Raw genomic sequence first — 20,969 nt, forward strand, 5'->3', positions numbered from 1 at the left:
CTGCCGCCGGCTGGCGGAATTCCGCCATAATCTGCCCATGAACAGACGCATCCTCCTCAATTGCGACATGGGCGAAAGCTTCGGCGCCTGGCGCATGGGCGACGACGCCCACGCCATGCCGCTGATCGATCAGGCCAACCTGGCCTGCGGCTTCCACGCCGGCGACCCACTGACCATCCAGCGCACCGTCGCCCTGGCGGTGCAGCACGGGGTGAGCATCGGCGCCCACCCGTCCTATCCCGATCTCGCCGGCTTCGGCCGCCGCCACCTGGCCTGCGCGCCCGAGGAAGTCGAGGCACTGGTGCTCTACCAGCTCGGCGCGCTGGACGGTTTCTGCCGCGCCGCCGGCAGCCAACTCGACTACGTCAAGCCGCACGGCGCGCTGTACAACGACCTGGTGCGCGACGACGAGCTGCTCAACGCCGTGCTGCGCGCCTGCGCGCGCTACCGGCCGGGACTGCCGCTGATGGTCCTGGCGCTGGCCGACAACAGCCGCGAACGGCGTCTCGCCGAGGCACTCGGCGTGCCGCTGCGCTTCGAGGCCTTCGCCGACCGTGCCTACCTCGCCGATGGTCAGCTGGCGCCGCGCCGCCTGGCCGGGGCGGTGCACCACGAGGCGCCGCGCATCCTCGAACAGGCGCTGGCGATTGCCCGCGGCGAGCCATTCGCCGACCTCGACGGCCAGCCGCTGTGCCTGGTCGCCGACAGCCTCTGCGTGCACGGCGACAACCCGGAGTCGCTGGCGGTGCTGCGCCGTCTGCGCGCGATGCTGGACGCGGCGTGATCGAACTGCAGCCGGCCGGCGCCGAGGCGCTGCTGCTGGTGCTCGCCGAGCGACCCGATGCGCAGCTGCCGGCGCGCCTCGCCCAGTTGGCCGAGACGCTGCGCCAGCAACTGGGCAGCGAGTTGCGCGATCTGGTGCCGGGCTGGAACAGCCTGCTGCTGCACTACGACCTGCTGCGCACCGACCACCAGCAACTCAGTTCCCGTCTGCGACCCTTGCTCGACGCCTGGCAGCGCGAGGCGAGCCGGCCCGCGACGGGTCGCCTACATCAGATCCCGGTGTGCTACGACGGCGCCGACCTCGCCGAGGTGGCGCGCGCCTGCGGCCTCAGCATCGACGCGGTGATCGCTCTGCACAGCGCCGTCGAGTACCGCGTCGGGGCGATCGGCTTCGCCCCGGGTTTCGCCTACCTCGGCGAGCTGGATGCGCGCCTGGCGCTGCCGCGCCGCGCCACCCCGCGGACCCGCGTGCCGGCCGGCAGCCTGGCGATCGCCGAGCGGCAGACAGCGATCTACCCGCAGGCCTCGCCGGGTGGCTGGCACCTGATCGGCCGCTGCCCGTGGCGGCTGTTCGACGCCCAGGCGACACCGCCCTGTCCGCTGGCGCTGGGCGACCGGGTGCGCTTCGTCGCCATCGACGCCGCCGCCTTCCAGGCCGAGTCGCGATGACCCTGCTGCGGGTGCTCAAGCCCGGTCCACTCAGCCTGCTGCAGGATGGCGGCCGTCACGGCTGGCAGCACCTCGGCGTGTCGCCCAGCGGCCCGCTGGATACCCACGCCGCGGCCTGGGCCAACCGCCTGCTCGGCAATCGCTGGGACGCACCGCTGCTGGAGATCGCCCTCGGCGGCGTGGTGCTGGAGTGCGACGGCGATGGCTGGCTGGCGCTGTGTGGCGCCGACCTGCCGCTGCAGCTGGATGGCACACCACGGCGCGGCTGGTCACGCTTTCGGGTGCGTGCCGGGCAGCGCCTCGAGCTGGGTTATGCGCGCAGCGGCCAGCGTGCCTACCTGGCCGCCTCCGGCGGCTTTCGTGGCGCGGCGGTGCTCGGCAGCGTGGCTTGCCAGGTACGCGAAGGCCTCGGCGGTCTGCACGGCGACGGCCGGCCGCTGGCCGCCGGCGATCGGCTGAGCTTCATCGCGGCCGAGCTGCCGGGGCCGGCCAGCGTGCCCTGGCGGTTCGTGCCCGACTACCGCACTGCGCCGACGCTGCGCGTGCTGCCGGCGCCCGGACTGCCGGCGGCGCTGCTGCAACGCTTCGTCGCCCAGCCCTGGCACCTCAGCGCGCAAGCCGATCGCATGGGCGCGCGGCTGCAGGGCGCAGCGTTGCATCTGCCAGCGGTCGAGTGGTCGCAGGGCATGGCCAACGGCGCGATCCAGCTGCCGCCGGACGGCCAGCCGATCATCCTGCAGGCCGACCGGCAGACCATGGGCGGTTACCCGCTGCTCGGCTGGCTGCACCCACTGGACGCCGGGCGCCTGGCGCAGATTCCCGCGCATGGCGAGCTGCGCTTCGTCACGGCCGAGCTGGCGGGCGCGCAGGCCGAACTGCGCCGCTTCTACCAATTCTTCGGCCGCTGAGCGCCGCCGTTCGCAGAGCCTGTTTACGCTCTTCTGAATTAGAGCCAGGCAAGGCAAAAGTGGCCGAAAAAGCGCAGTTTACGCAGCGTAAATGAGCATTTTGAGGCCACTTTTAACGCGGTCTGGCCGCGAGTCAGGAGAGGGTAAACAGGCGCTCAGCCGTTGATTTGCTCGGCGTGATGACAGGCCACCTCGTGCGCGTCGAGGCGGCGCAGTTCCGGCAGTTCGACGCGGCAGCGCTCACTGGCGTGCGGGCAGCGGGTGTGGAAGGCGCAGCCCGGTGGGGGCGCGAGCGGGTCGGGCAGGTCGCCGCCGAGCGTCGCGCGTGGTCGCTGCGGGTCGCGCTGCAGGCTCGGCGTGGCGGCCAGCAGCGCCTGGGTGTAGGGGTGCAGCGGGCGGGCGAACAACGCTGCGCTGGCGGCACGCTCGACCACCCGGCCGAGGTACATCACCAGCACTTCGTCGGCGAGCAGGCGCACCACCGCGAGGTTGTGCGAGATGAACACATAGGCGGTGGCGTACTCGGCCTGCAGGTCCATGAACAGGTTGAGCACCTGCGCCTGGATCGACACGTCGAGCGCCGAGGTCGGTTCGTCGGCGACCAGCACCTTGGGCTGCAGCATCATCGCCCGGGCGATGGCGATGCGCTGGCGCTGGCCGCCGGAGAACATGTGCGGGTAGCGCTGCGCGTACTCGCCGCGCAGGCCCACGCGGGCGAGCATGGCCTGCACCTGCTCGTCGCGTTCGGTGCGCGATAGAGCGGTGTAGTTGCGCAGCGGCTCGGCCAGTTGCGCGGCGATCTTCTGCCGCGGATTCAGCGAGGCGTAGGGGCTCTGGAACACCATCTGCACGTCGCGGCGCAGCTGGCGGCGCTGCGCGCGGTCGGCGCCGAGCACGTCCTGGCCGGCGATCTGCAGCGTGCCGGCGTCCGGCGTCTCGATCATGGTCAGGGCGCGCGCCAGGGTCGACTTGCCGCAGCCGGACTCGCCGACCACCGCCAGGGTCTGCCCGGCGTGCAGCTCGAACGACACGCCGTTCAGCGCGCGGACCAGCGCGGCGGGGCGCAGCAGGCCGCGCGACACCGGGTAGTGGCGGACCAGCTGGTGAGCGCTGAGGACGATGCTCATCGCGCCTCCTGATGCAGCGGAAAGAAGCAGCGCACCGCGCCGAGGCGGCTCGCGGTCAGCGCGGGGCGCTGCTGGCAGTGCGGCTGCACATAGGGGCAGCGCGGCGCCAGCAGGCAGCCGGCGGGGCGGTCGAAGCACCCCGGCACCACGCCCGGCAGGCTGTGCAGGCGGGTCTGCCCGGGCTGCGGGATGGCCGCCAGCAGCGCCTCGCTGTAGGGGTGCGCGGGGGCGTCGAACAGCGCCGGCAGGCGGCCTTGTTCGACCACCTGACCGGCGTACATCACCGCCACGCTGTGCGCGGTTTCGGCGACCACGGCGAGGTCGTGGCTGATCAGCAGCAGGGCCATGTCGCGCTCGCGCTGCAGGTCGAGCAGCAGGGCGAGGATCTGCGCCTGGATGGTCACATCCAGTGCGGTGGTCGGTTCGTCGGCGATCAGCAGGCGCGGCTCGCCGGCGATCGCCATGGCAATCGCCACGCGCTGCGCCATGCCGCCGGACAGCTGGTGCGGGTAGGCGTCGAGGCGTCGTGCGGCGGCAGGAATCTCCACCCGCTCAAGCAGCTCGATGGCCCGGCGCCGCGCGGCCTGGCCCTTGAGGCCGAGGTGCTGGCGCAGTACTTCCTCGATCTGGAAGCCGACCCGGTAGCTGGGGTTCAGCGCGCTGAGCGGGTCCTGGAAGACCATGGCGATGTCTTTGCCGATCACCCGGCGCCGCGCGCGGCCCTTGAGGGTCAGCAGGTCGTGGTCGGCGAAGCGCAGGGCGTCGGCCGTGACCCGCCCGGGCGCATCGACCAGGCCCATCAGCGCGAGCATGCTCATCGACTTGCCGGAGCCAGACTCGCCGACCAGCGCCAGCACCTCGCCGGCCTCCAGGCGCAGGTCGAGGCCGTCGACCACCGGCACGGCGTCGGCAGCGCCGAAGCGCACGCTGAGGTTGCGAATCTCCAGCAGGCTCATTGCACGTCCTTCAGCTTCGGATCGAGCGCATCGCGCAGGCCGTCGCCCATCAGGTTGATGGCCAGCACGGTGAGCAGGATGGTCAGCCCGGGCAGGGTCACCACCCACCAGGCGCGCTCGATGTAGTCACGTGCCGAGGCGAGCATGCTGCCCCATTCGGGCGTCGGCGGCTGCACGCCGAGGCCGAGGAAGCCCAGTGCCGCGGCGTCGAGAATCGCCGCCGAGAAACTCAGGCTGGCCTGCACGATCAGCGGCGCCAGGCAGTTGGGCAGCACGCTGACGAACATCAGGCGCAGCGGTCCGGAGCCGGCCAGCCGCGCGGCGGTCACGTAGTCGCGCTCGACCTCGCCGAGCACTGCGGCGCGAGTCAGGCGCACGTAGGCGGGCAGCGAGACGATGGCGATGGCGATCACTGTGTTGAGCAACCCCGGGCCGAGGATGGCGACGATCGCCACGGCGAGCAGCAGCGCCGGCAGGGCCAGCATCACGTCCATCGCGCGCATGATCGGCGGGCCCAGGCGCCGTGGCGAGAAGCCGGCGAGCAGGCCGAGCAGCACGCCGGGCAGCAGGGCGAGGACCACCGAGGCCAGGCCGATCAGCAGCGACAGGCGCGCGCCGTGGATCAGTCGCGAGAGCAGGTCGCGACCCAGTTCGTCAGTGCCGAGCAGGAAGCGCCACTGGCCACCTTCCAGCCACACCGGCGGGGTGAGCAGGGCGTCGCGGAACTGCTGGCTGGGGTCGTGCGGCGCCAGCCAGGGGGCGAGCAGCGCGCAGGCGACGACCAGCAGCAGGAAGGCCAGGCCGCCGAGTGCGCCCTTGTTGCGCACAAAGGCCTGCCAGAATTCGCGCAGCGGCGAGGGGTAGGCGAGGGCGGCGCTGGTCATGGCCGGGCTCTTGTCGGAGCGGATTTATCCGCGATTGCCGGCAGCGCGGAATGGCCTTTGCCGCGAATGAATTCGCTCCTACAGGCGACGAGTCGGTGTCGGGGCATGAGGGCTTTTGTAGGCGCAGATTTATCCGCGATCAGCGGCAGCGCACAGTGGCGCGCCTCGCGAGTGAATGAAAGGTCTGAGGTGTTCATCGCGCATGCCTGATGCGTGGATTGGCCAGCCCGTAGAGCAGGTCGACGGTGAAGTTCACCAGGATCACCAGGGTGGCGATCAGCAGGATGCCGTTCTGCACCACGGGGTAGTCGCGGGCGCTGATCGACTCGATCAGCCATTTACCGATGCCCGGCCAGGAGAAGATCGTCTCGGTCAGCACCGCGCCGGAGAGCAGCGCGCCGATCTGCAGGCCGAACACGGTGAGCACCGGGATCAGCGCGTTGCGCAGGCCATGCACGAACACCACGCGCGCCGACGACAGGCCCTTGGCGCGCGCGGTGCGGATGTAGTCCTCGCGCAATACCTCGAGCATCGCCGAGCGGGTCATCCGCGCGATCACCGCCAGTGGGATGGTGCCGAGCACAATGGTCGGCAGGATCAGGTGGCGCAGCGCGTCGAGGAACGCGCCCTCGTCGGGGCTGAGCAGCGCGTCGATGAGCATGAAGCCGGTGCGCGGCTCGATGTCGTAGAGCAGGTCGATGCGCCCGGACACCGGGGTCCAGCCGAGCCCGACGGAGATGAGGATCTGCAGCATCAGGCCCCACCAGAAGATCGGCATCGAATAGCCGGTCAGCGCCAGGCCCATCACCCCGTGGTCGAACCACGAGCCGCGTTTCAGCGCGGCGATCACCCCGGCCAGCACGCCGAGTACGCCGGCGAACAGCAGCGCGGCAAGGGCCAGTTCGAGGGTGTTGGGGAACAGCGTGGCGAACTCGCGCCACACGCTCTCGCCGGAACGGAACGAGGTACCGAGATCGCCGTGGGCGAGCTGACCGAGGTAGCTCAGGTATTGCTCGTACAGCGGCCGGTCGAGGCCGAGGCGGTGCATGGCTTCGGCGTGCGCCTGCGGGTCGAGGCGCCGCTCGCCCATCATCACCTCGACCGGGTCGCCGGGGATCAGGCGGATCAGCGCGAAGGTCAGCAGGGTGACGCCGAAGAAGGTCGGAATCAGCAGGCCCAGGCGGCGGGCGAGGAAAGCCAGCATGGCGTCAGTGACTCCCGGTCATTCGAGCGTCACTCGCGCGAAGTTGTTCGAGCCCAGCGGGCTGAGCACGAAGCCCTGCACGCCCTGGCGCAGCGCGGCGAACTGCCTGGGGTGGGCCAGCGGAATCCACGGCGCCTGGTCGTGGAAGATCGCCAACGCCTGGCGGTACAGCGCGGCGCGCTCCTGCTGGTCGCGGCTCTGCCGGGCCTGGCGGATCAGTGCGTCGAACTGCGGGTCGCACCAGCCGGCCTGGTTCTCGCCGGAGGCCGCGGCGGCACAGGACAGGTTGGGGGTGAGGAAGTTGTCCGGGTCGCCGTTGTCGCCGGCCCAGCCCATGAAGATCAGGTCGTGTTCGCCCTGCTTGGCGCGCTTGATCAGCTCGCCCCATTCGTAGACGCGGATCTCGGCGTCGAGGCCGATGGCTTTCAGGTCGGCCTGCAGCATCTGCGCGCCGATCCCCGGATTGGGGTTGGTCGGCCCGCCGCCGGGACGGGTCCAGATGCTCAGCTTGGTGCCGGCGGCTACGCCAGCGTCCTTGAGCAACTGGCGGGCGCGCGCGGGATCGTGCGGCCAGGGCTTGAGTGCCGGGTCATGGCCCCACAGGGTCGGCGGGTAGGGCGCCACCGCCGGGCTGGCACCGCCGTCGCCGAACTGCGCGCGGACGTAGGCGTCCTTGTCGAAGGCCAGGTTCAGCGCCTGGCGCACGCGCACGTCGTCGAGCGGCGGGTGGCGGGTGTTGAGGCCGATGTAGGCGACCAGCAGCGAGTCGAGCTCGAGCACCTGCAGCTGCGGCTCGTCGCGCAGCGCCGGGATGTCGGTCGGTCGCGGGTAGACGGCGATCTTGCAGTCGCCAGCCTTGAGCTTCTGCACGCGCACGTTGGGATCGGGGGTGATGGCGAAGATCAGCCGCTTGAGCGCCGGCGCGCCGGCCCAGTAGGTGGGGTTGCCGGCGAAGCGGACCTGCGCGTCCTTGGCGTAGCGCTGGAACACGAACGGGCCGGTGCCCACCGGGTGGCTGTTGAGCCGCCCGGGGGTGCCGGCCGCCAGCAGCTGCGCGGCGTATTCGGCGGAATAGATCGAGGCGAAGCCCATCGCCAGGTCGGCGAGGAACGGCGCCTCGGGGTGCTTGAGGACGAAGCGCACCTGGTGTGCGTCGAGCTTCTCGACCCGCTCGATCAGCGCCGCCATGCCCATCGCCTCGGCGTAGGGGAAGCCACGCGGCGACAGTTTGTGCCAGGGGTGGTTGCTGTCCAGCTGGCGCTGGAAGCTCCACAGCACGTCGTCGGCGTCGAACGCGCGACTCGGGGTGAACTCCGCAGTGCGGTGGAACTGCACGCCCTGGCGCAGGGTGAAGGTGTAGCTCAGGCCGTCGTCGCTGACCGTCCAACCCTCGGCCAGCGCAGGAACCAGCCGCGTGGTCCCCGGGGCGAACTGCACCAGGCGCTCGTAGACCGTCTCCGACGAGGCGTCGGCGGTGGTGGCGGCAGTGTACTGGACGATGTCGAAACCTTCCGGACTGGCTTCGGTGCACACCACCAGGCTGTCCTTGGCGGCGAGCACCTGGCTGCTCAACAGCAGCGCGGGGAGCAGGGCGAGGATGCGGCGCGGTCGTCGCGGCATGCGGTTCCATCCGGGCGGAGAAGGGATGTGGTCATGCTAGGCGGCGGCGGGGTGGTTGGGCAATGCGGATGTGGGGCGTTGCCGCAGCTCCGACCCCTCTCCCGCTGGGAGAGGGGTGGCGTGTGGTGGGGTTGTGCGCGCGAATCAGGGCAGCTGCACCTCGATCACCCCGTCGGCGCTGATGGTCACCTCGCTGGTGCCGGCCTCGATCTCCTGCGGCGCGCTCTTGGCCATCGACATGGCCATCGGCGCGGCGTCCATGCGCTGCATCGGCATCGGGCGGAAGCCGCCGCTGTTGAGGTTCAGGCTGACCAGCTTGTAGCCCTTGCCGCCGAGCGCGTCGGTGGCCAGCTGGGCGCGTTCCTTGAAGGCGGCGACGGCATCCTTCAGCAGCGCGTCTTCGTTCTTCTTGCGGCTCGGCTTGGAGATGGCGAAGTCCATGCCTCCCATCTTCAGCTCGCCGAGCAACTCGGCGGTGAGCTTGGACAGGGTGGCGAAGTCCTGGCTTTCCAGGCGCAGCTCGGCGCGTTCGCGCCAGCCGGTAATCTTCTGGCCATCCTTGTCGTACACCGGGTAGCTGTTGCGGCTGCCCGACTGCACGGTGACGCCCTGCACCTTGCGCGCCTTGGCGATGGCGGCGTTGAGCGCCTCGCTGGTGTCGGCGGCGAGCTTGGCCGGATCGCTGTTCTGGCCCTCGCTGTAGAGGGTGACGTGCATCAGGTCGTGGGCGACGTCCTGGCTGACCTCGGCGCGCAGGGCTATCTGGTTGTAGCGCGGCTCATCGGCGGCCTGCAGTGGCAGGCTGGCGAAGGTGGCGGCGCACAGGGCCAGGGCGGCGGTCAGGCGGGTGAGAGTGGGCATAACGAACTCCTGTATGTAGGACTACCCGAGCTTAGACGTAGCGATCGGACCGTTCGGGTTAAGGGCTGTTCCGCGACAGCGCGCGCGGTTCGATGCAGGATGTTTCAGTGCTGTCGCGCTGCGGCGCTTTGCCGCACGCCGGCGGCCCCGTGGGACGCTTGGTTATACTCGGCCGTCGACCCGGAGACCCTATGCTCGAACCCGCGCAAATGCTGTCCGCCAGCCACCAGAACCTCTGGCGCCTGACCCTGATCCGCATCCTGGTGCTCGCCGCCCAAGGCGGCTCCGTCGGCTTCGCCTACCTCTCCGGGCTGCTGCCGCTGCCCTGGCTGCCGCTGGTGATCACCCTCGGCGTGTCGGCGGTGCTGTGCCTGCTCACCGCCCTGCGTCTGCGCGGGCCGTGGCCGGTCACCGAGCTGGAGTACGCCGCGCAACTCGGCTGCGACCTGATCATCCACAGCGTGCTGCTGTACTTCACCGGCGGTTCGACCAACCCCTTCGTTTCCTACTACCTGGTGCCGCTGACCATCGCCGCGGCGACCCTGCCGTGGCTGTATTCGGTGGTGCTGTCCGGCCTGGCGCTGGCCGGCTACACCTTGCTGCTGGAGTTCTACCACCCGCTGGAAATGGTCCTCATCGAGCGCGAGAAGCTGCTGATCTACGGCATGTGGCTGAGCTTCGCGCTGGCTGCCGCGCTGATCACCTTCTTCGCCGCGAAGATGGCCGAGGAGCTGCGCCGTCAGGAACAGGCGCGCGCGCAGCGCCGCGAGGAAGACCTGCGCGACCAGCAGCTGCTCGCCGTGGCCACCCAGGCCGCCGGCGCCGCCCACGAGCTGGGCACGCCGCTGGCGACCATGAGCGTGCTGATCAAGGAACTGCGCCGCGAGCACCGCGACCCGCTGCTGCAGGAAGACCTCGGCGTGCTGCAGGAACAGGTGCAGCTGTGCAAGGACAGCCTGCAGCACCTGGTGCGCGCCGCCGAGGCCGATCGCCGTCAGGCGGTGGTCGAGCAAAGCGCGGTGGCCTGGCTGGAAAGCACGCTGAACCGCTGGCACCTGATGCGTCCGGAGGCCACCTACCGCTACCAGTGCCTCGGCGCCGGTGCGGTGCCGCGTCTGTTGCCGCCGGCCGACCTGACCCAGGCGCTGCTCAACCTGCTCAACAACGCCGCCGACGCCTGCCCGGACAAGCTCGACATCCGCCTCGACTGGGACAGCGCCGAGTTGGTGCTGAGCATCCGCGACCACGGCGCCGGCGTGCCGCTGGCGATCGCCGAGCAGATCGGCAAGCCGTTCATCACCACCAAGGGCGGCAAGGGCTTCGGCCTCGGCCTGTTCCTCAGCCAGGCCAGCGTGACGCGCGCCGGCGGTTCGGTGAAACTCTATAACCACGAAGCGGGCGGCACGCTCACCGAGCTGCGCCTGCCCCGCTTGCCTTGAGGAAACGTGCATGAGTGACGAAAGCAATCTGCCGGAAGGCGAAGAGCAGCCGCACCTGCTGCTGGTCGACGACGACGCCACCTTCACCCGCGTCATGGCCCGCGCCATGACCAGCCGTGGCCTGCGCGTCAGCGTCGCGCATTCCGCCGAGGAAGGCTTCAGCGTGGCCGAGCAGGACGTGCCGGACTACGCGGTGCTCGACCTGAAGATGGAAGGCGACTCCGGCCTGGTGCTGCTGCCCAAGCTGCTGGCGCTGGACCCGGAGATGCGTGTGGTGATCCTCACCGGCTACTCGAGCATCGCCACCGCAGTCGAGGCGATCAAGCGTGGCGCGGCCAACTACCTCTGCAAGCCGGCCGACGCCGACGACGTGCTCACCGCGCTGGTCTCCGAGCACGCCGACCTCGACAGCCTGGTGCCGGAAAACCCCATGTCGGTCGACCGCCTGCAGTGGGAACACATCCAGCGCGTGCTCGCCGAACACGACGGCAACATCTCCGCCACCGCCCGCGCCCTGGGCATGCACCGGCGCACCCTGCAACGCAAACTGCAGAAGCGTCCGGTGCGGCGCTGAGCAATCGTTGCCTTCTGCTCGGCAGGGACTAAGCAGGGCGAGCACGCGGAGCCTGGCCTACGCCGGGCCAACCCCCTCTCCCCTCGGGAGAGGGCCGGGGTGAGGGACTGATCGCCGCGCAACGCCAGTCCGTTTACCCGCGCCGCCCGCGTCGCCAGAAAACTACCAGTAAGCCACCCGCCGTGCGGCCTTCCGCCGGCGCGCGCGCTGCGGGTATGCTCCGGCAACCCCCGGGCCGTGGCTGCTGCGTCGCGCGGTGCCGGCGTGGTCTGGCCCCTTCCTTTTCCAGCCGAGTCCGAAAACGATGAAGAGCAATGCCGAATACTCCGCGGCCAACGATGCCTTGCAGGGTCAGTTCTTTTCCCGGGTCTGGCGGCTGACCACGCTGTACTGGCGCAGCGAAGAGAAGGGCATGGCCTGGCTGTTGCTGCTGGTGGTGATCGCCCTGTCGCTGGTCGGCGTGGCCATCTCGGTGGCGGTCAACAGCTGGTACCGCGAGTTCTACAACGCCCTGCAGAACAAGGACCTGCCGGCCTTCACCCACCTGATCCTGTACTTCTGCGGCATCGCCGCGGTGGCCATCCTGGTTGCGGTGTACCGCCTGTACCTGACCCAGATGCTGACCATCCGCTGGCGCCGCTGGCTGACCGAACAGCACTTCGCCGCCTGGCTGGCGCACAAGAACTACTACCGCCTTGAGCAGCGTGGCCACACCGACAACCCCGACCAGCGCCTCGCCGAGGACCTCAACAGCTTTACTGACAGCACCCTGAACCTCAGCCTCGGACTGATCCGCAACGTGGTCAGCCTGGTGTCGTTCTCGGTGATCCTCTGGGGCGTGTCCGGCAGCATCGAGGTGTTCGGCATCGAGATTCCCGGCTACATGTTCTGGGCCGCGCTGCTCTACGCCATGGTCGGCAGCTGGCTGGTGCACCTGGTGGCGCGCCGCCTGATCGGCCTGAACAACCGCCAGCAACGCTACGAGGCCGACCTGCGCTTCGGCTTGGTGCGGGTCCGCGAGCACGCCGAGAGCATCGCCCTGTCGAATGGCGAGGCCAATGAACAGCAGCGCCTGATGGGCCGCTTCCACAACGTATGGAGCAACTTCTGGGAGCTGATGAAGGTGCAGAAACGCCTGACCTTCTTCAGCGCCGGCTATTCGCAGATCGCCATCATCTTCCCGCTGGTGGTCGCCGCGCCGCGCTACTTCTCCGGCAAGATCCAGCTCGGCGATCTGATGCAGATCAACTCGGCGTTCGGCAACGTCCAGGAAAGCATGAGCTGGTTCATTGACGCCTACGCCAGCCTGGCCGCCTGGCGCGCCACCTGCGACCGTCTGCTGAGCTTCCGCCAGGCGCTCGCCGACGGCGAGGCGCAGGCCGAGCACCCGGCGATCCAGCGTGACAGCGGCGAGGCGCTGCGCCTCGACGCCCTGACCCTCGGCCTGGCCGACGGCCGCAGCCTGCTCGAGCCGACTTCGCTGCGCATCGCTCCCGGCGAGCACGTGCTGCTCAGCGGCGCCTCGGGCAGCGGCAAGAGCACCCTGCTGCGCGCGCTGAGCGGCCTGTGGCCGTTCGGCAGCGGGCACCTGAGCCTGCCGGAGGACAGCCTGTTCCTGCCGCAGAAACCCTACCTGCCGATCGGCACGCTGCGCGCCGCGCTGAGCTACCCGCACGACGCCGAGCGCTACCGCGCCGCCGAGGTCGAGCAGGCGTTGCGCGATTGCCGCCTGGAGCACCTGATCGAACGCCTCGACGAGGCCGATCACTGGGAACGCGTGCTGTCGCCGGGCGAGATGCAGCGCCTGGCCATCGCCCGCGCACTGCTCGCCGCGCCGCGTTGGCTGTTCCTCGACGAGGCCACCTCGGCGCTCGACGAGGCCGACGAGAACGCGCTCTACCAGCTGCTGCAGGAGCGCCTGCCGGGCGCCAGTCTGATCAGCATCGGCCACCGCAGCAGCCTCAAGCGCTTCCACAGCCGCCAACTGCGCCTGGAACAGCGTCACCTGGTCGAAGCGCCGGCGACTTTGCCGGCCTAAGGGCGGATGTTGTCGTACGACTGCCTGAGCTATCATGGCTGCCTCTCTGGCAGCCATTGATCCGCCCATGTCGACCGTGCCGCTCCGCAAGCGTCCCCGCAGCCTCGCCCATGAACTCGTCAGCACGCTTACCGAGCGTATCCGCGCGGGCGCCATCCGCCCCGGCGACAAGCTACCTACCGAGTCGGCGATCATGGCCGAGTACGGTGTCAGCCGCACCGTGGTGCGCGAGGCGATCTCTCGCCTGCAGGCGGCGGGGCTGGCGGAGACCCGCCACGGCATCGGCACCTTCGTGCTCGACCGGCCCACCGACGGGCCGTTCCGCATCGACCCGGCGACCATCGTCACCCTGCGCGACGTGCTCGCCCTGCTCGAGTTGCGCATCAGCCTGGAGGTCGAGTCCGCTGGCCTTGCCGCGCAGCGCCGCAGCCCAGAGCAGCTGCAGCAAATGCGCGAGGTGCTCGACGCGCTGCACCGCAGCGAGGTGCACGGTGGCGACGCGGTGGTCTCGGACTTCCAGTTCCACCTGCGCATCGCCGAGGCGACCGGCAACAACTACTTCACCGACATCATGAATCACCTCGGCACCAGCATTATTCCGCGCACCCGGGTGAACAGCGCACGCATCGCCCACGACGACCAGCGCCACTACCTCGAGCGGGTCAATCAGGAGCACGAGGACATCTATTCGGCGATCGCCCACAGTGACGCCGAGGCCGCGCGGGCCGCCATGCGCCTGCACCTGACCCACAGCCGCGAGCGCCTGCGCCGCGCCCACGAAGCCGCCGAAGCCGGCGACAACTAATACGACGAACGGATGAGGTCAGACGACTTGTCGTGATTTATTTGTAGTTGTACGATGACTGACAACACGACGCCACAAGCCGACTGTGCAACACCTCATTCAGAAATCGTTATGCAGGGTGATCCAACAATGAATCCACAAGAACTGAAGTCCACCCTCTCGTCCGGGCTGTTGTCGTTCCCCGTGACCGACTTCGATGCGCAGGGCAATTTCCGCGCAGACACCTACGCCCGTCGCCTGGACTGGCTGGCGCCTTACGGCGCCAGCGCACTCTTCGCCGCTGGCGGCACCGGCGAGATCTTCTCGCTGGAGCCGAAGGAATTCTCCGAAATCATCAAAGTGGCGGTGGACACCTGCCGCGGCCAGGTGCCGATCCTCGCCGGCGCCGGCGGCTCGACCCGCCAGGCCATCGCCTACGCCCAGGAAGCCGAGCGCCTCGGCGCCGCCGGTATCCTGCTGATGCCGCACTACCTCACCGAAACCTGCCAGGAAGGCCTGATCGCCCACATCGAGCAGGTCTGCCGCTCGGTCGACAGCGGAGTGGTGGTGTACAACCGCAACGTCTGCCGCCTGACCGCTGACAGCCTGGAGATCCTCGCCGAGCGCTGCCCGAACCTGATCGGCTTCAAGGATGGCGTCGGCGAGATCGAGCCGATGGTGCAGATTCGTCGCCGTCTAGGTGACCGCCTGACCTACCTCGGTGGCCTGCCGACCGCGGAAGTCTATGCAGCCGCCTACAAGGCCCTCGGCGTGCCGGTGTACAGCTCGGCGGTGTTCAACTTCATCCCGCGCACCGCGATCGAGTTCTACAACGCGATCGCCCGTGACGACCACGAAACTGTCGGCCGGCTGATCGACGACTTCTTCCTGCCCTACCTCGAGCTGCGCAACCGCCGCGGCGGCTACGCAGTGAGCATCGTCAAGGCCGGCGCCCGCCTGGCCGGTTACGACGCGGGTCCGGTGCGCGCGCCATTGGTCGACCTGACCGAGGCGGAAGTGGAAGAGCTGGACGTGCTGATCAAGAAACTCGGCCCGCAGTAAGCCGCGGAGAGCAGAGCCATGACCCAGAAATACGACAACTACATCGGCGGCGGGTGGTTCGCCGCCGATGCCTACGCGGCCAACCTGAACCCCTCGGACCTCGCCGAGGTGATCGGTGACTACGCGCAGGCCGACGCTGGCCAGCTCGACGCGGCGGTGCAGGCCGCCGAGCAGGCCTTCCCGGCCTGGTCGCTGAGCAACGTGCAGGTGCGTGCCGACGCGCTGGACAAGGTCGGCAGCGAGATTCTCGCCCGCCGCGCCGAACTCGGCGCGCTGCTGGCTCGCGAGGAGGGCAAGACGCTGCCCGAGGCGATCGGCGAGGTGGCGCGCGCCGGCAACATCTTCAAGTTCTTCGCCGGCGAATGCCTGCGCCTGTCCGGCGACCTGCTGCCCTCGGTGCGCCCGGGAGTCGGCGTCGAAGTGACCCGCGAGCCGCTCGGCGTGGTCGGCCTGATCACCCCGTGGAACTTCCCGATCGCCATTCCGGCCTGGAAGATCGCCCCGGCGCTGGCCTACGGCAACTGCGTGGTGTTCAAGCCGGCCGACCTTGTGCCGGGCTGTGCCTGGGCGCTGGCCGAGATCATCTCGCGCGCCGGTTTCCCGGCCGGGGTGTTCAACCTGGTGATGGGCCGCGGCAGTCTGATCGGCGAGGCGCTGGTGAAGCACCCAGGCATCGCCGCGGTGAGCTTCACCGGCTCGGTCGGCGTCGGCCGGCGCATCGCCGAGCAGTGCGTGACGCGTGGCGCCAAGGTGCAGCTGGAAATGGGCGGCAAGAACCCGCAGGTGATCCTCGACGACGCCGACCTCAACAGCGCGGTCGAGCTGTCGGTGCAGAGCGCCTTCTACTCGACCGGCCAACGCTGCACGGCGTCGAGCCGGCTGATCGTCACCGAGGGCATCTATCCGCGCTTCATCGAGGCGATGGCCGAGCGCATGCGCACGATCCGCGTCGGCCATGCGCTGGCCGAGGGTATCGACATTGGTCCAGTGGTCTCCGCCACACAGCTCGAGCAGGATCTGGCCTACGTCGGCATCGGCGTGGGCGAGGGCGCGCGGCTGGTCTGCGGCGGCGAGCGGCTGCAGCGCGACACCGATGGCTATTTCATGGCCCCGGCGCTGTTCGCCGACAGCGAGGCGCAGATGCGCATCAACCGCGAGGAAATCTTCGGCCCGGTGGCCAGCGTGATCCGCGTGAAGGATTACGACGAGGCGCTGGCCTTGGCCAACGACACCGAGTTCGGCCTGTCGGCGGGCATCGCCACCACCTCGCTGAAGCACGCCAATCACTTCAAGCGCCACGCCCAGGCCGGCATGGTGATGATCAACCTGCCGACCGCCGGGGTGGATTACCACGTGCCGTTCGGCGGCCGTAAAGGCTCGTCCTACGGCCCCCGTGAACAGGGCCGTTATGCCCAGGAGTTCTACACCACGGTGAAGACCAGCTACATCGCGTCGTAATCGACGCCAGGCCGCCACCGTCCGTCTGCCTGACGACGGTGGCCGGCACCAAATCTCATAACCCGCGACAAAAATAATTAGTGGGAGTGACTCGTCATGCAAGAGACGCAAACCTCGCGTGTGCGCTATCTGATCCTGTTCATGCTGTTCCTGGTGACCACGATCAACTACGCGGACCGCGCCACCATCTCGATCGCCGGATCCAGCATGCAGAAGGATCTCGGTTTCGACGCCGTGACCCTCGGCTACATCTTCTCGGCCTTCGGCTGGGCCTACGTGATCGGCCAGATCCCCGGTGGCTGGCTGCTCGACCGCTTCGGCTCCAAGCGCGTGTACGCCGCCGGCATCTTCATCTGGTCGCTGTTCACCCTGATGCAGGGCTTCGTCGGCGTGATGCCGGTGGCCTGGGCAGTGGTGACGCTGTTCGTCATGCGCTTCCTGGTCGGCTTCGCCGAGGCGCCGTCGTTCCCCGGCAACGCACGCATCGTCGCCGCCTGGTTCCCCACGGCCGAACGCGGCACCGCCTCGGCGGTGTTCAATTCGGCGCAGTACTTCGCCACCGCGCTGTTCGCCCCGCTGATGGGCTGGATCGTCCACGCCTTCGGCTGGGAGCATGTGTTCATCGTCATGGGCGTGCTCGGCATCATCTTCTCCGGCGTGTGGATGAAGACCATCTACAACCCGAAGGATCACCCGCGCATCAGCCGTAGCGAGTACGAACACATCGCCAGAAACGGCGGCCTGGTCGATATGGACCAGAAGAAGGCCGGCGGCGGACCGAAGTGGACGTACATCAAGCAGCTGCTGACCAACCGCATGCTGCTCGGCGTGTACCTCGGCCAGTACTGCATCAACGGCATCACCTACTTCTTCCTCACCTGGTTCCCGGTGTACCTGGTGCAGGAGCGCGGCATGACCATCCTCAAGGCCGGTTTCGTCGCCTCGATGCCGGCGCTGTGCGGCTTCATCGGCGGGGTGCTCGGCGGGCTGATCTCCGACTGGCTGCTGCGCCGCGGTCACTCGCTGACCTTCGCCCGCAAGCTGCCAATCGTCCTCGGTCTGCTGATGTCCACCAGCATGGTGTTCTGCAACTACGTGTCGGCGGAATGGATGGTGATCGGCTTCATGAGCCTGGCGTTCTTCGGCAAGGGCATCGGCGCACTGGGCTGGGCTGTGGTGGCGGACACCTCGCCGAAGCAGATCGCCGGCCTCTCCGGCGGCCTGTTCAACACCTTCGGCAACATCGCCTCGATCACCACGCCGATCGTCATCGGCTACATCATCAGCGCCACCGGCTCGTTCAAGTGGGCGCTGGTATACGTCGGCGCCAACGCCCTGGTCGCGGTGTTCAGCTACCTGGTGATCGTCGGCAAGATCCAGCGCGTCGAGCTGCGCGACGACGAACCCGGCGTGCCGGTAAAAAAGCCGCTGCCGCAGGGCTCGGCTGATCCCGTCGTCTCCGTCTGACCGCCATACCGGAAAAGGGCCTGAATCATGCAGTTGATCCAACACCAGGACTCGCCGCGCCACATCCGCCTGCACCCGGACGACAACGTCGCGGTGGTGGTCAATGAGCAGGGTGTGGCGGCCGGCGGACGTTTCGCCGATGGGCTGATTGCCCGCGAGGGCGTGCCGCAGAGCCACAAGATCGCGCTGTTCGACATCCCCGCCGGCCACGCGGTGCTGCGCTACGGCACGGTGATCGGCCATGCGCTGGCGGACATCCCGGCCGGCAGCTGGGTACGCGAGGAACTGCTGAGCATCCCCGCCGCCCCGGCACTCGACGACCTGCCGATGGCCACCGCGGTGCCGCCCACCGCGGCGCCGCTGGAGGGCTACAGCTTCGAGGGCTTCCGCAACCCGGACGGCACGGTCGGCACGCGCAACATTCTCGGCGTGACCACCACCGTGCAGTGTGTCACCGGGGTGCTCAACCACTGCGTGGAGCGGGCGCGCAAGGAGTTGCTGCCGCAGTACCCGCACGTCGACGACGTGGTGGCACTGACCCACAGCTACGGCTGCGGGGTGGCGATCAACGCGCCGGACGCGGTGATTCCGATCCGCACCCTGCACAACATCAGCCGCAACCCCAACCTCGGTGGCCAGGCGCTGGTCATCAGCCTCGGTTGCGAGAAGCTGCAGGCCAGCCAGCTGATGCCCGGCGACCAGCTGACGGCCGGGCTGGACGAGGATGAGTGGCTGTTCCGCCTGCAGGATTCGAGTAGCGGCTTCAGCGGCATGGTCGAGCAGATCCTCGGCCTGATCGAGGCGCGCCTGCAGGTCCTCGACCAGCGCCGCCGCGAGACCTGCCCGGCCGCCGAGCTGGTGGTCGGCATGCAGTGCGGCGGCAGCGATGCGTTCTCCGGGATCACCGCCAACCCGGCGCTCGGCGTGGCCGCCGATCTGCTGGTACGTGCCGGGGCCACGGTGATGTTCTCGGAGAACACCGAAGTGCGCGACGGTATCCACCTGCTCACCCCGCGCGCGGCGACCCCGGCGGTGGCCGAGGCGCTGGTGCGCGAGATGGACTGGTACGACCGCTACCTGGAGCGCGGCATGGCCGACCGCAGCGCCAACACCACGCCCGGCAACAAGAAGGGCGGCCTCAACAACATCGTCGAGAAGGCCATGGGCTCGATCGCCAAGTCCGGCAGCAGCGCCATCGCCGGCGTGGTGCCACCGGGCGAGCGGGTCAAGGGCCGCGGCTTGCAGTACTGCGCGACGCCGGCCAGCGACTTCGTCTGCGGCACCCTGCAACTGGCCGCCGGGATGAACCTGCACATCTTCACCACCGGCCGCGGCACGCCCTACGGCCTGGCCATGGTGCCGGTGATCAAGGTGGCGACGCGCACCCAGCTGGCCGAGCGCTGGCCGGACCTGATCGACGTCGACGCCGGGCGAGTCACCTCCGGGCGGGTCAGCCTCGACGAGCTAGGCTGGGAGATCTTCCAGCTCTACCTCGACGTCGCCAGCGGCCGCCGGCAGACCTGCGCGGAACACCTGCGCCTGCACAACGACTTGACGCTGTTCAACCCGGCGCCGATCACCTGACCACACCTTGTCACCCGCGCGCCGCCCCGGCGCCCGGGTGACCTTTTTCTTTCCGCCCGTCCGTCTTCGCGGCCCGCCAGCGCCGTGAGGGCGGCCTGCACCCGCGATTTCACCGACTGGAGACAACAATGCAAAACTCCGCACAGCGTGCTTCCCTCGCTGCGACGTTCCTCGCCCCGCTGGCCCTGCAGGCCGGCGCTGCCGGCTTCGTCGAGGACAGCAAGGCCAGCCTCGGCCTGCGCAACTTCTACATCAATGCCGACAACCGCGAAGGCAGCGCCGCGCCAAGCCGGCAGGAGGAGTGGGGCCAGGGCTTTATGCTCAATTACGCCTCGGGCTTCACCCCGGGCACCGTCGGCGTCGGCGTCGATGCGCTGGGCCTGCTCGGCGTGCGCCTGGACAGCGGTAAGGGCACCCATTTCGAGTCGACCAGCCAGCAGGGCGGCACGGTGTTTCCCTCGGACAGCGATGGCCGCGCGGTGGATGAGTTCAGCAGCCTCGGCCTGACCGCCAAGGCGCGCCTGTCCAACACCGAGCTGCGCTACGGCACTCTGCAGCCCAAGCTGCCGGTGGTGATCGCCAACGACGGCCGGCTGCTGCCTACCACCTACGAAGGCGGGCAGATCAACTCCACCGACCTCAAGGACTTCACCCTGGTGGCCGGCCGCCTGGAGCATTCCAAGGGCCGCAACTCCACCGACCAGCGCAGCCTGACCATCGCCGGCGCCAACGGCAGCAGCGCCAGTGCGCGCGACAGCAACCAGTTCTACTACGCCGGCGGCGACTACAAGGCCAGCAAGGACCTGACCCTGCAGTACTACTTCGGCAACCTCGAGGACTTCTACCAGCAGCACTTTGTCGGCGTGCTGCACAACTGGGCGATCGGCCCGGGCGTGCTGAAGAGCGACCTGCGCGCCTTCGACAGCCGTTCCGACGGCAAAAACGGCAGCGCCGCCGGACGCGCCGACGGTTACCTGGCGAGCGGTTACTATGGCAACGGGGTGACCAAGGGTGAGGTCGACAACCGCGTGCTCAGCGGTCTGTTCACCTACGTGCTCGGCGGGCACAGCGTCGGCGCCGGCTACCAGGCGATCAACGGCGACAGCGATTTTCCGTTTTTCAACCGCGGCGACGGTGAGGGCTCGTCGTCCTACCTGAGCACCGACGTGCAGATCGGCAAGTTCCAGCGTGCCGGCGAACGCACCTGGCAGCTGCGCTATGCCTACGATTTCGCCGCCGCCGGGCTGCCCGGACTGACCTTCAGTAGCGTGTACCTGCACGGCGATGGGATCGACACCAACCAGGGCGGCAAGGGCGAGTGGGAGCGCGACTTCACCCTGTCCTACGTGGTGCAGGGCGGCAGCTTCAAGGGGCTGGGCTTCTCCTGGCGCAATGCCGCGCTGCGCAGCGAGCTGCCGGTGTCCGGCGCCGGCAGCCCGACCCAGCGCGATCAGGACGAAAACCGCCTGATCGTCAGCTACAGCCTGCCGCTGTTCTGAGCCGCGTGCGGGTCTCAAGTGGCGTCGAGACCCGCCCGCCAGAGCGTCGCGC

General features: G+C 68.9%; 18 protein-coding genes. 12 read left to right on the forward strand and 6 right to left on the reverse strand.

The features are described 5' to 3' along the window. Positions 1-37 precede the first annotated feature (37 nt). From JQX08_RS12535 to JQX08_RS12545, 3 genes are read left to right on the forward strand one after another with little or no spacing between them, the layout of a single operon-like run. Entirely contained in the window at positions 38-784 is a 747-nt protein-coding gene (locus JQX08_RS12535) for a 5-oxoprolinase subunit PxpA (RefSeq protein WP_205348710.1), read from the forward strand. Beyond that, a complete protein-coding gene (gene pxpB, locus JQX08_RS12540; RefSeq protein ID WP_205348711.1) occupies positions 781-1,452 on the forward strand; it encodes a 5-oxoprolinase subunit PxpB in 672 nt (223 codons plus the stop codon). The genes JQX08_RS12535 and pxpB overlap by 4 nt, the downstream gene beginning before the upstream one ends. Then, on the forward strand, positions 1,449-2,360 hold the full coding sequence (locus tag JQX08_RS12545; RefSeq protein WP_205348712.1) for a 5-oxoprolinase subunit C family protein: 912 nt from the start codon (positions 1,449-1,451) through the stop codon (positions 2,358-2,360). The genes pxpB and JQX08_RS12545 overlap by 4 nt, the downstream gene beginning before the upstream one ends. Positions 2,361-2,515: 155 nt before the next feature. Here JQX08_RS12545 and JQX08_RS12550 read toward each other — a convergent pair whose 3' ends face one another. From JQX08_RS12550 to JQX08_RS12575, 6 genes are all read right to left on the reverse strand, one after another. Then, complete coding sequence (locus tag JQX08_RS12550) at positions 2,516-3,487, reverse strand: dipeptide ABC transporter ATP-binding protein (protein ID WP_205348713.1); 972 nt, start codon at positions 3,485-3,487, stop codon at positions 2,516-2,518. Further along, positions 3,484-4,443, reverse strand: coding sequence for an ABC transporter ATP-binding protein (locus JQX08_RS12555; RefSeq protein WP_205348714.1), 960 nt, complete (start codon positions 4,441-4,443; stop codon positions 3,484-3,486). Before JQX08_RS12555 ends, JQX08_RS12550 begins: the two co-directional genes overlap by 4 nt. Next, positions 4,440-5,327 carry an ABC transporter permease subunit gene (locus tag JQX08_RS12560; RefSeq protein ID WP_205348716.1) on the reverse strand — a complete coding sequence of 296 codons (888 nt, stop codon included), beginning with the start codon at positions 5,325-5,327 and terminating at the stop codon, positions 4,440-4,442. Before JQX08_RS12560 ends, JQX08_RS12555 begins: the two co-directional genes overlap by 4 nt. A 193-nt stretch (positions 5,328-5,520) precedes the next feature. Then, positions 5,521-6,531, reverse strand: coding sequence for an ABC transporter permease subunit (locus tag JQX08_RS12565; protein ID WP_205348717.1), 1,011 nt, complete (start codon positions 6,529-6,531; stop codon positions 5,521-5,523). 18 nt (positions 6,532-6,549) lie between these two features. Continuing rightward, positions 6,550-8,151: an ABC transporter substrate-binding protein gene (locus JQX08_RS12570; protein WP_205348718.1), complete on the reverse strand. Its 1,602-nt coding sequence runs from the start codon at positions 8,149-8,151 to the stop codon at positions 6,550-6,552. Positions 8,152-8,295: 144 nt separating this feature from the next. Then, positions 8,296-9,012 (reverse strand): SIMPL domain-containing protein, encoded by a 717-nt coding sequence (locus JQX08_RS12575; RefSeq protein WP_205348720.1) that lies wholly within the window; start codon positions 9,010-9,012, stop codon positions 8,296-8,298. Between the two features lie 191 nt (positions 9,013-9,203). On the opposite strand from JQX08_RS12575, the gene JQX08_RS12580 reads away from it, so the two are divergent. The 9 genes from JQX08_RS12580 to JQX08_RS12620 all read left to right on the forward strand — a co-directional run bounded on the left by JQX08_RS12580 (position 9,204) and on the right by JQX08_RS12620 (position 20,917). Further along, entirely contained in the window at positions 9,204-10,451 is a 1,248-nt protein-coding gene (locus JQX08_RS12580) for an ATP-binding protein (protein ID WP_205348721.1), read from the forward strand. Between the two features lie 10 nt (positions 10,452-10,461). Then, positions 10,462-11,025, forward strand: coding sequence for a response regulator transcription factor (locus JQX08_RS12585; protein ID WP_205348722.1), 564 nt, complete (start codon positions 10,462-10,464; stop codon positions 11,023-11,025). Between the two features lie 304 nt (positions 11,026-11,329). Beyond that, the gene (locus JQX08_RS12590) at positions 11,330-13,063 is read left to right on the forward strand and encodes an ABC transporter ATP-binding protein/permease (RefSeq protein WP_205348723.1); all 1,734 of its coding nucleotides are present in this window, start codon (positions 11,330-11,332) and stop codon (positions 13,061-13,063) included. Between the two features lie 67 nt (positions 13,064-13,130). Further along, entirely contained in the window at positions 13,131-13,868 is a 738-nt protein-coding gene (locus JQX08_RS12595; RefSeq protein ID WP_205348933.1) for a FadR/GntR family transcriptional regulator, read from the forward strand. 129 nt (positions 13,869-13,997) lie between these two features. Then, on the forward strand, positions 13,998-14,909 hold the full coding sequence (kdgD, locus tag JQX08_RS12600) for a 5-dehydro-4-deoxyglucarate dehydratase (RefSeq protein WP_205348724.1): 912 nt from the start codon (positions 13,998-14,000) through the stop codon (positions 14,907-14,909). Positions 14,910-14,927: 18 nt separating this feature from the next. Continuing rightward, on the forward strand, positions 14,928-16,367 hold the full coding sequence (locus tag JQX08_RS12605; RefSeq protein WP_205348725.1) for an aldehyde dehydrogenase family protein: 1,440 nt from the start codon (positions 14,928-14,930) through the stop codon (positions 16,365-16,367). 96 nt (positions 16,368-16,463) lie between these two features. After that, positions 16,464-17,834 carry an MFS transporter gene (locus JQX08_RS12610; RefSeq protein WP_205348726.1) on the forward strand — a complete coding sequence of 457 codons (1,371 nt, stop codon included), beginning with the start codon at positions 16,464-16,466 and terminating at the stop codon, positions 17,832-17,834. A gap of 27 nt (positions 17,835-17,861) precedes the next feature. Continuing rightward, on the forward strand, positions 17,862-19,418 hold the full coding sequence (gene garD, locus JQX08_RS12615) for a galactarate dehydratase (RefSeq protein WP_205348727.1): 1,557 nt from the start codon (positions 17,862-17,864) through the stop codon (positions 19,416-19,418). 128 nt (positions 19,419-19,546) lie between these two features. After that, positions 19,547-20,917: an OprD family porin gene (locus tag JQX08_RS12620; protein WP_430472525.1), complete on the forward strand. Its 1,371-nt coding sequence runs from the start codon at positions 19,547-19,549 to the stop codon at positions 20,915-20,917. The last annotated feature ends 52 nt before the right edge of the window (positions 20,918-20,969 follow it).

Origin of the sequence: Zestomonas insulae, assembly GCF_016901015.1 — a bacterium.
Classification (GTDB): Bacteria; Pseudomonadota; Gammaproteobacteria; order Pseudomonadales; family Pseudomonadaceae; genus Aquipseudomonas; species Aquipseudomonas insulae.

Coding starts and splice junctions, on each gene's coding strand:
- JQX08_RS12605 (WP_205348725.1), top strand. CDS start 14,928: ATGACCCAGAAATACGACAACTACATCGGCGGCGGGTGGTTCGCCGCC.
- JQX08_RS12545 (WP_205348712.1), top strand. CDS start 1,449: ATGACCCTGCTGCGGGTGCTCAAGCCCGGTCCACTCAGCCTGCTGCAG.
- JQX08_RS12595 (WP_205348933.1), top strand. CDS start 13,131: ATGTCGACCGTGCCGCTCCGCAAGCGTCCCCGCAGCCTCGCCCATGAA.
- JQX08_RS12555 (WP_205348714.1), bottom strand. CDS start 4,443: ATGAGCCTGCTGGAGATTCGCAACCTCAGCGTGCGCTTCGGCGCTGCC.
- kdgD (WP_205348724.1), top strand. CDS start 13,998: ATGAATCCACAAGAACTGAAGTCCACCCTCTCGTCCGGGCTGTTGTCG.
- JQX08_RS12550 (WP_205348713.1), bottom strand. CDS start 3,487: ATGAGCATCGTCCTCAGCGCTCACCAGCTGGTCCGCCACTACCCGGTG.
- JQX08_RS12575 (WP_205348720.1), bottom strand. CDS start 9,012: ATGCCCACTCTCACCCGCCTGACCGCCGCCCTGGCCCTGTGCGCCGCC.
- JQX08_RS12590 (WP_205348723.1), top strand. CDS start 11,330: ATGAAGAGCAATGCCGAATACTCCGCGGCCAACGATGCCTTGCAGGGT.
- JQX08_RS12620 (WP_430472525.1), top strand. CDS start 19,547: ATGCAAAACTCCGCACAGCGTGCTTCCCTCGCTGCGACGTTCCTCGCC.
- JQX08_RS12585 (WP_205348722.1), top strand. CDS start 10,462: ATGAGTGACGAAAGCAATCTGCCGGAAGGCGAAGAGCAGCCGCACCTG.
- JQX08_RS12610 (WP_205348726.1), top strand. CDS start 16,464: ATGCAAGAGACGCAAACCTCGCGTGTGCGCTATCTGATCCTGTTCATG.
- JQX08_RS12570 (WP_205348718.1), bottom strand. CDS start 8,151: ATGCCGCGACGACCGCGCCGCATCCTCGCCCTGCTCCCCGCGCTGCTG.
- garD (WP_205348727.1), top strand. CDS start 17,862: ATGCAGTTGATCCAACACCAGGACTCGCCGCGCCACATCCGCCTGCAC.
- JQX08_RS12565 (WP_205348717.1), bottom strand. CDS start 6,531: ATGCTGGCTTTCCTCGCCCGCCGCCTGGGCCTGCTGATTCCGACCTTC.
- JQX08_RS12560 (WP_205348716.1), bottom strand. CDS start 5,327: ATGACCAGCGCCGCCCTCGCCTACCCCTCGCCGCTGCGCGAATTCTGG.
- JQX08_RS12535 (WP_205348710.1), top strand. CDS start 38: ATGAACAGACGCATCCTCCTCAATTGCGACATGGGCGAAAGCTTCGGC.
- JQX08_RS12580 (WP_205348721.1), top strand. CDS start 9,204: ATGCTCGAACCCGCGCAAATGCTGTCCGCCAGCCACCAGAACCTCTGG.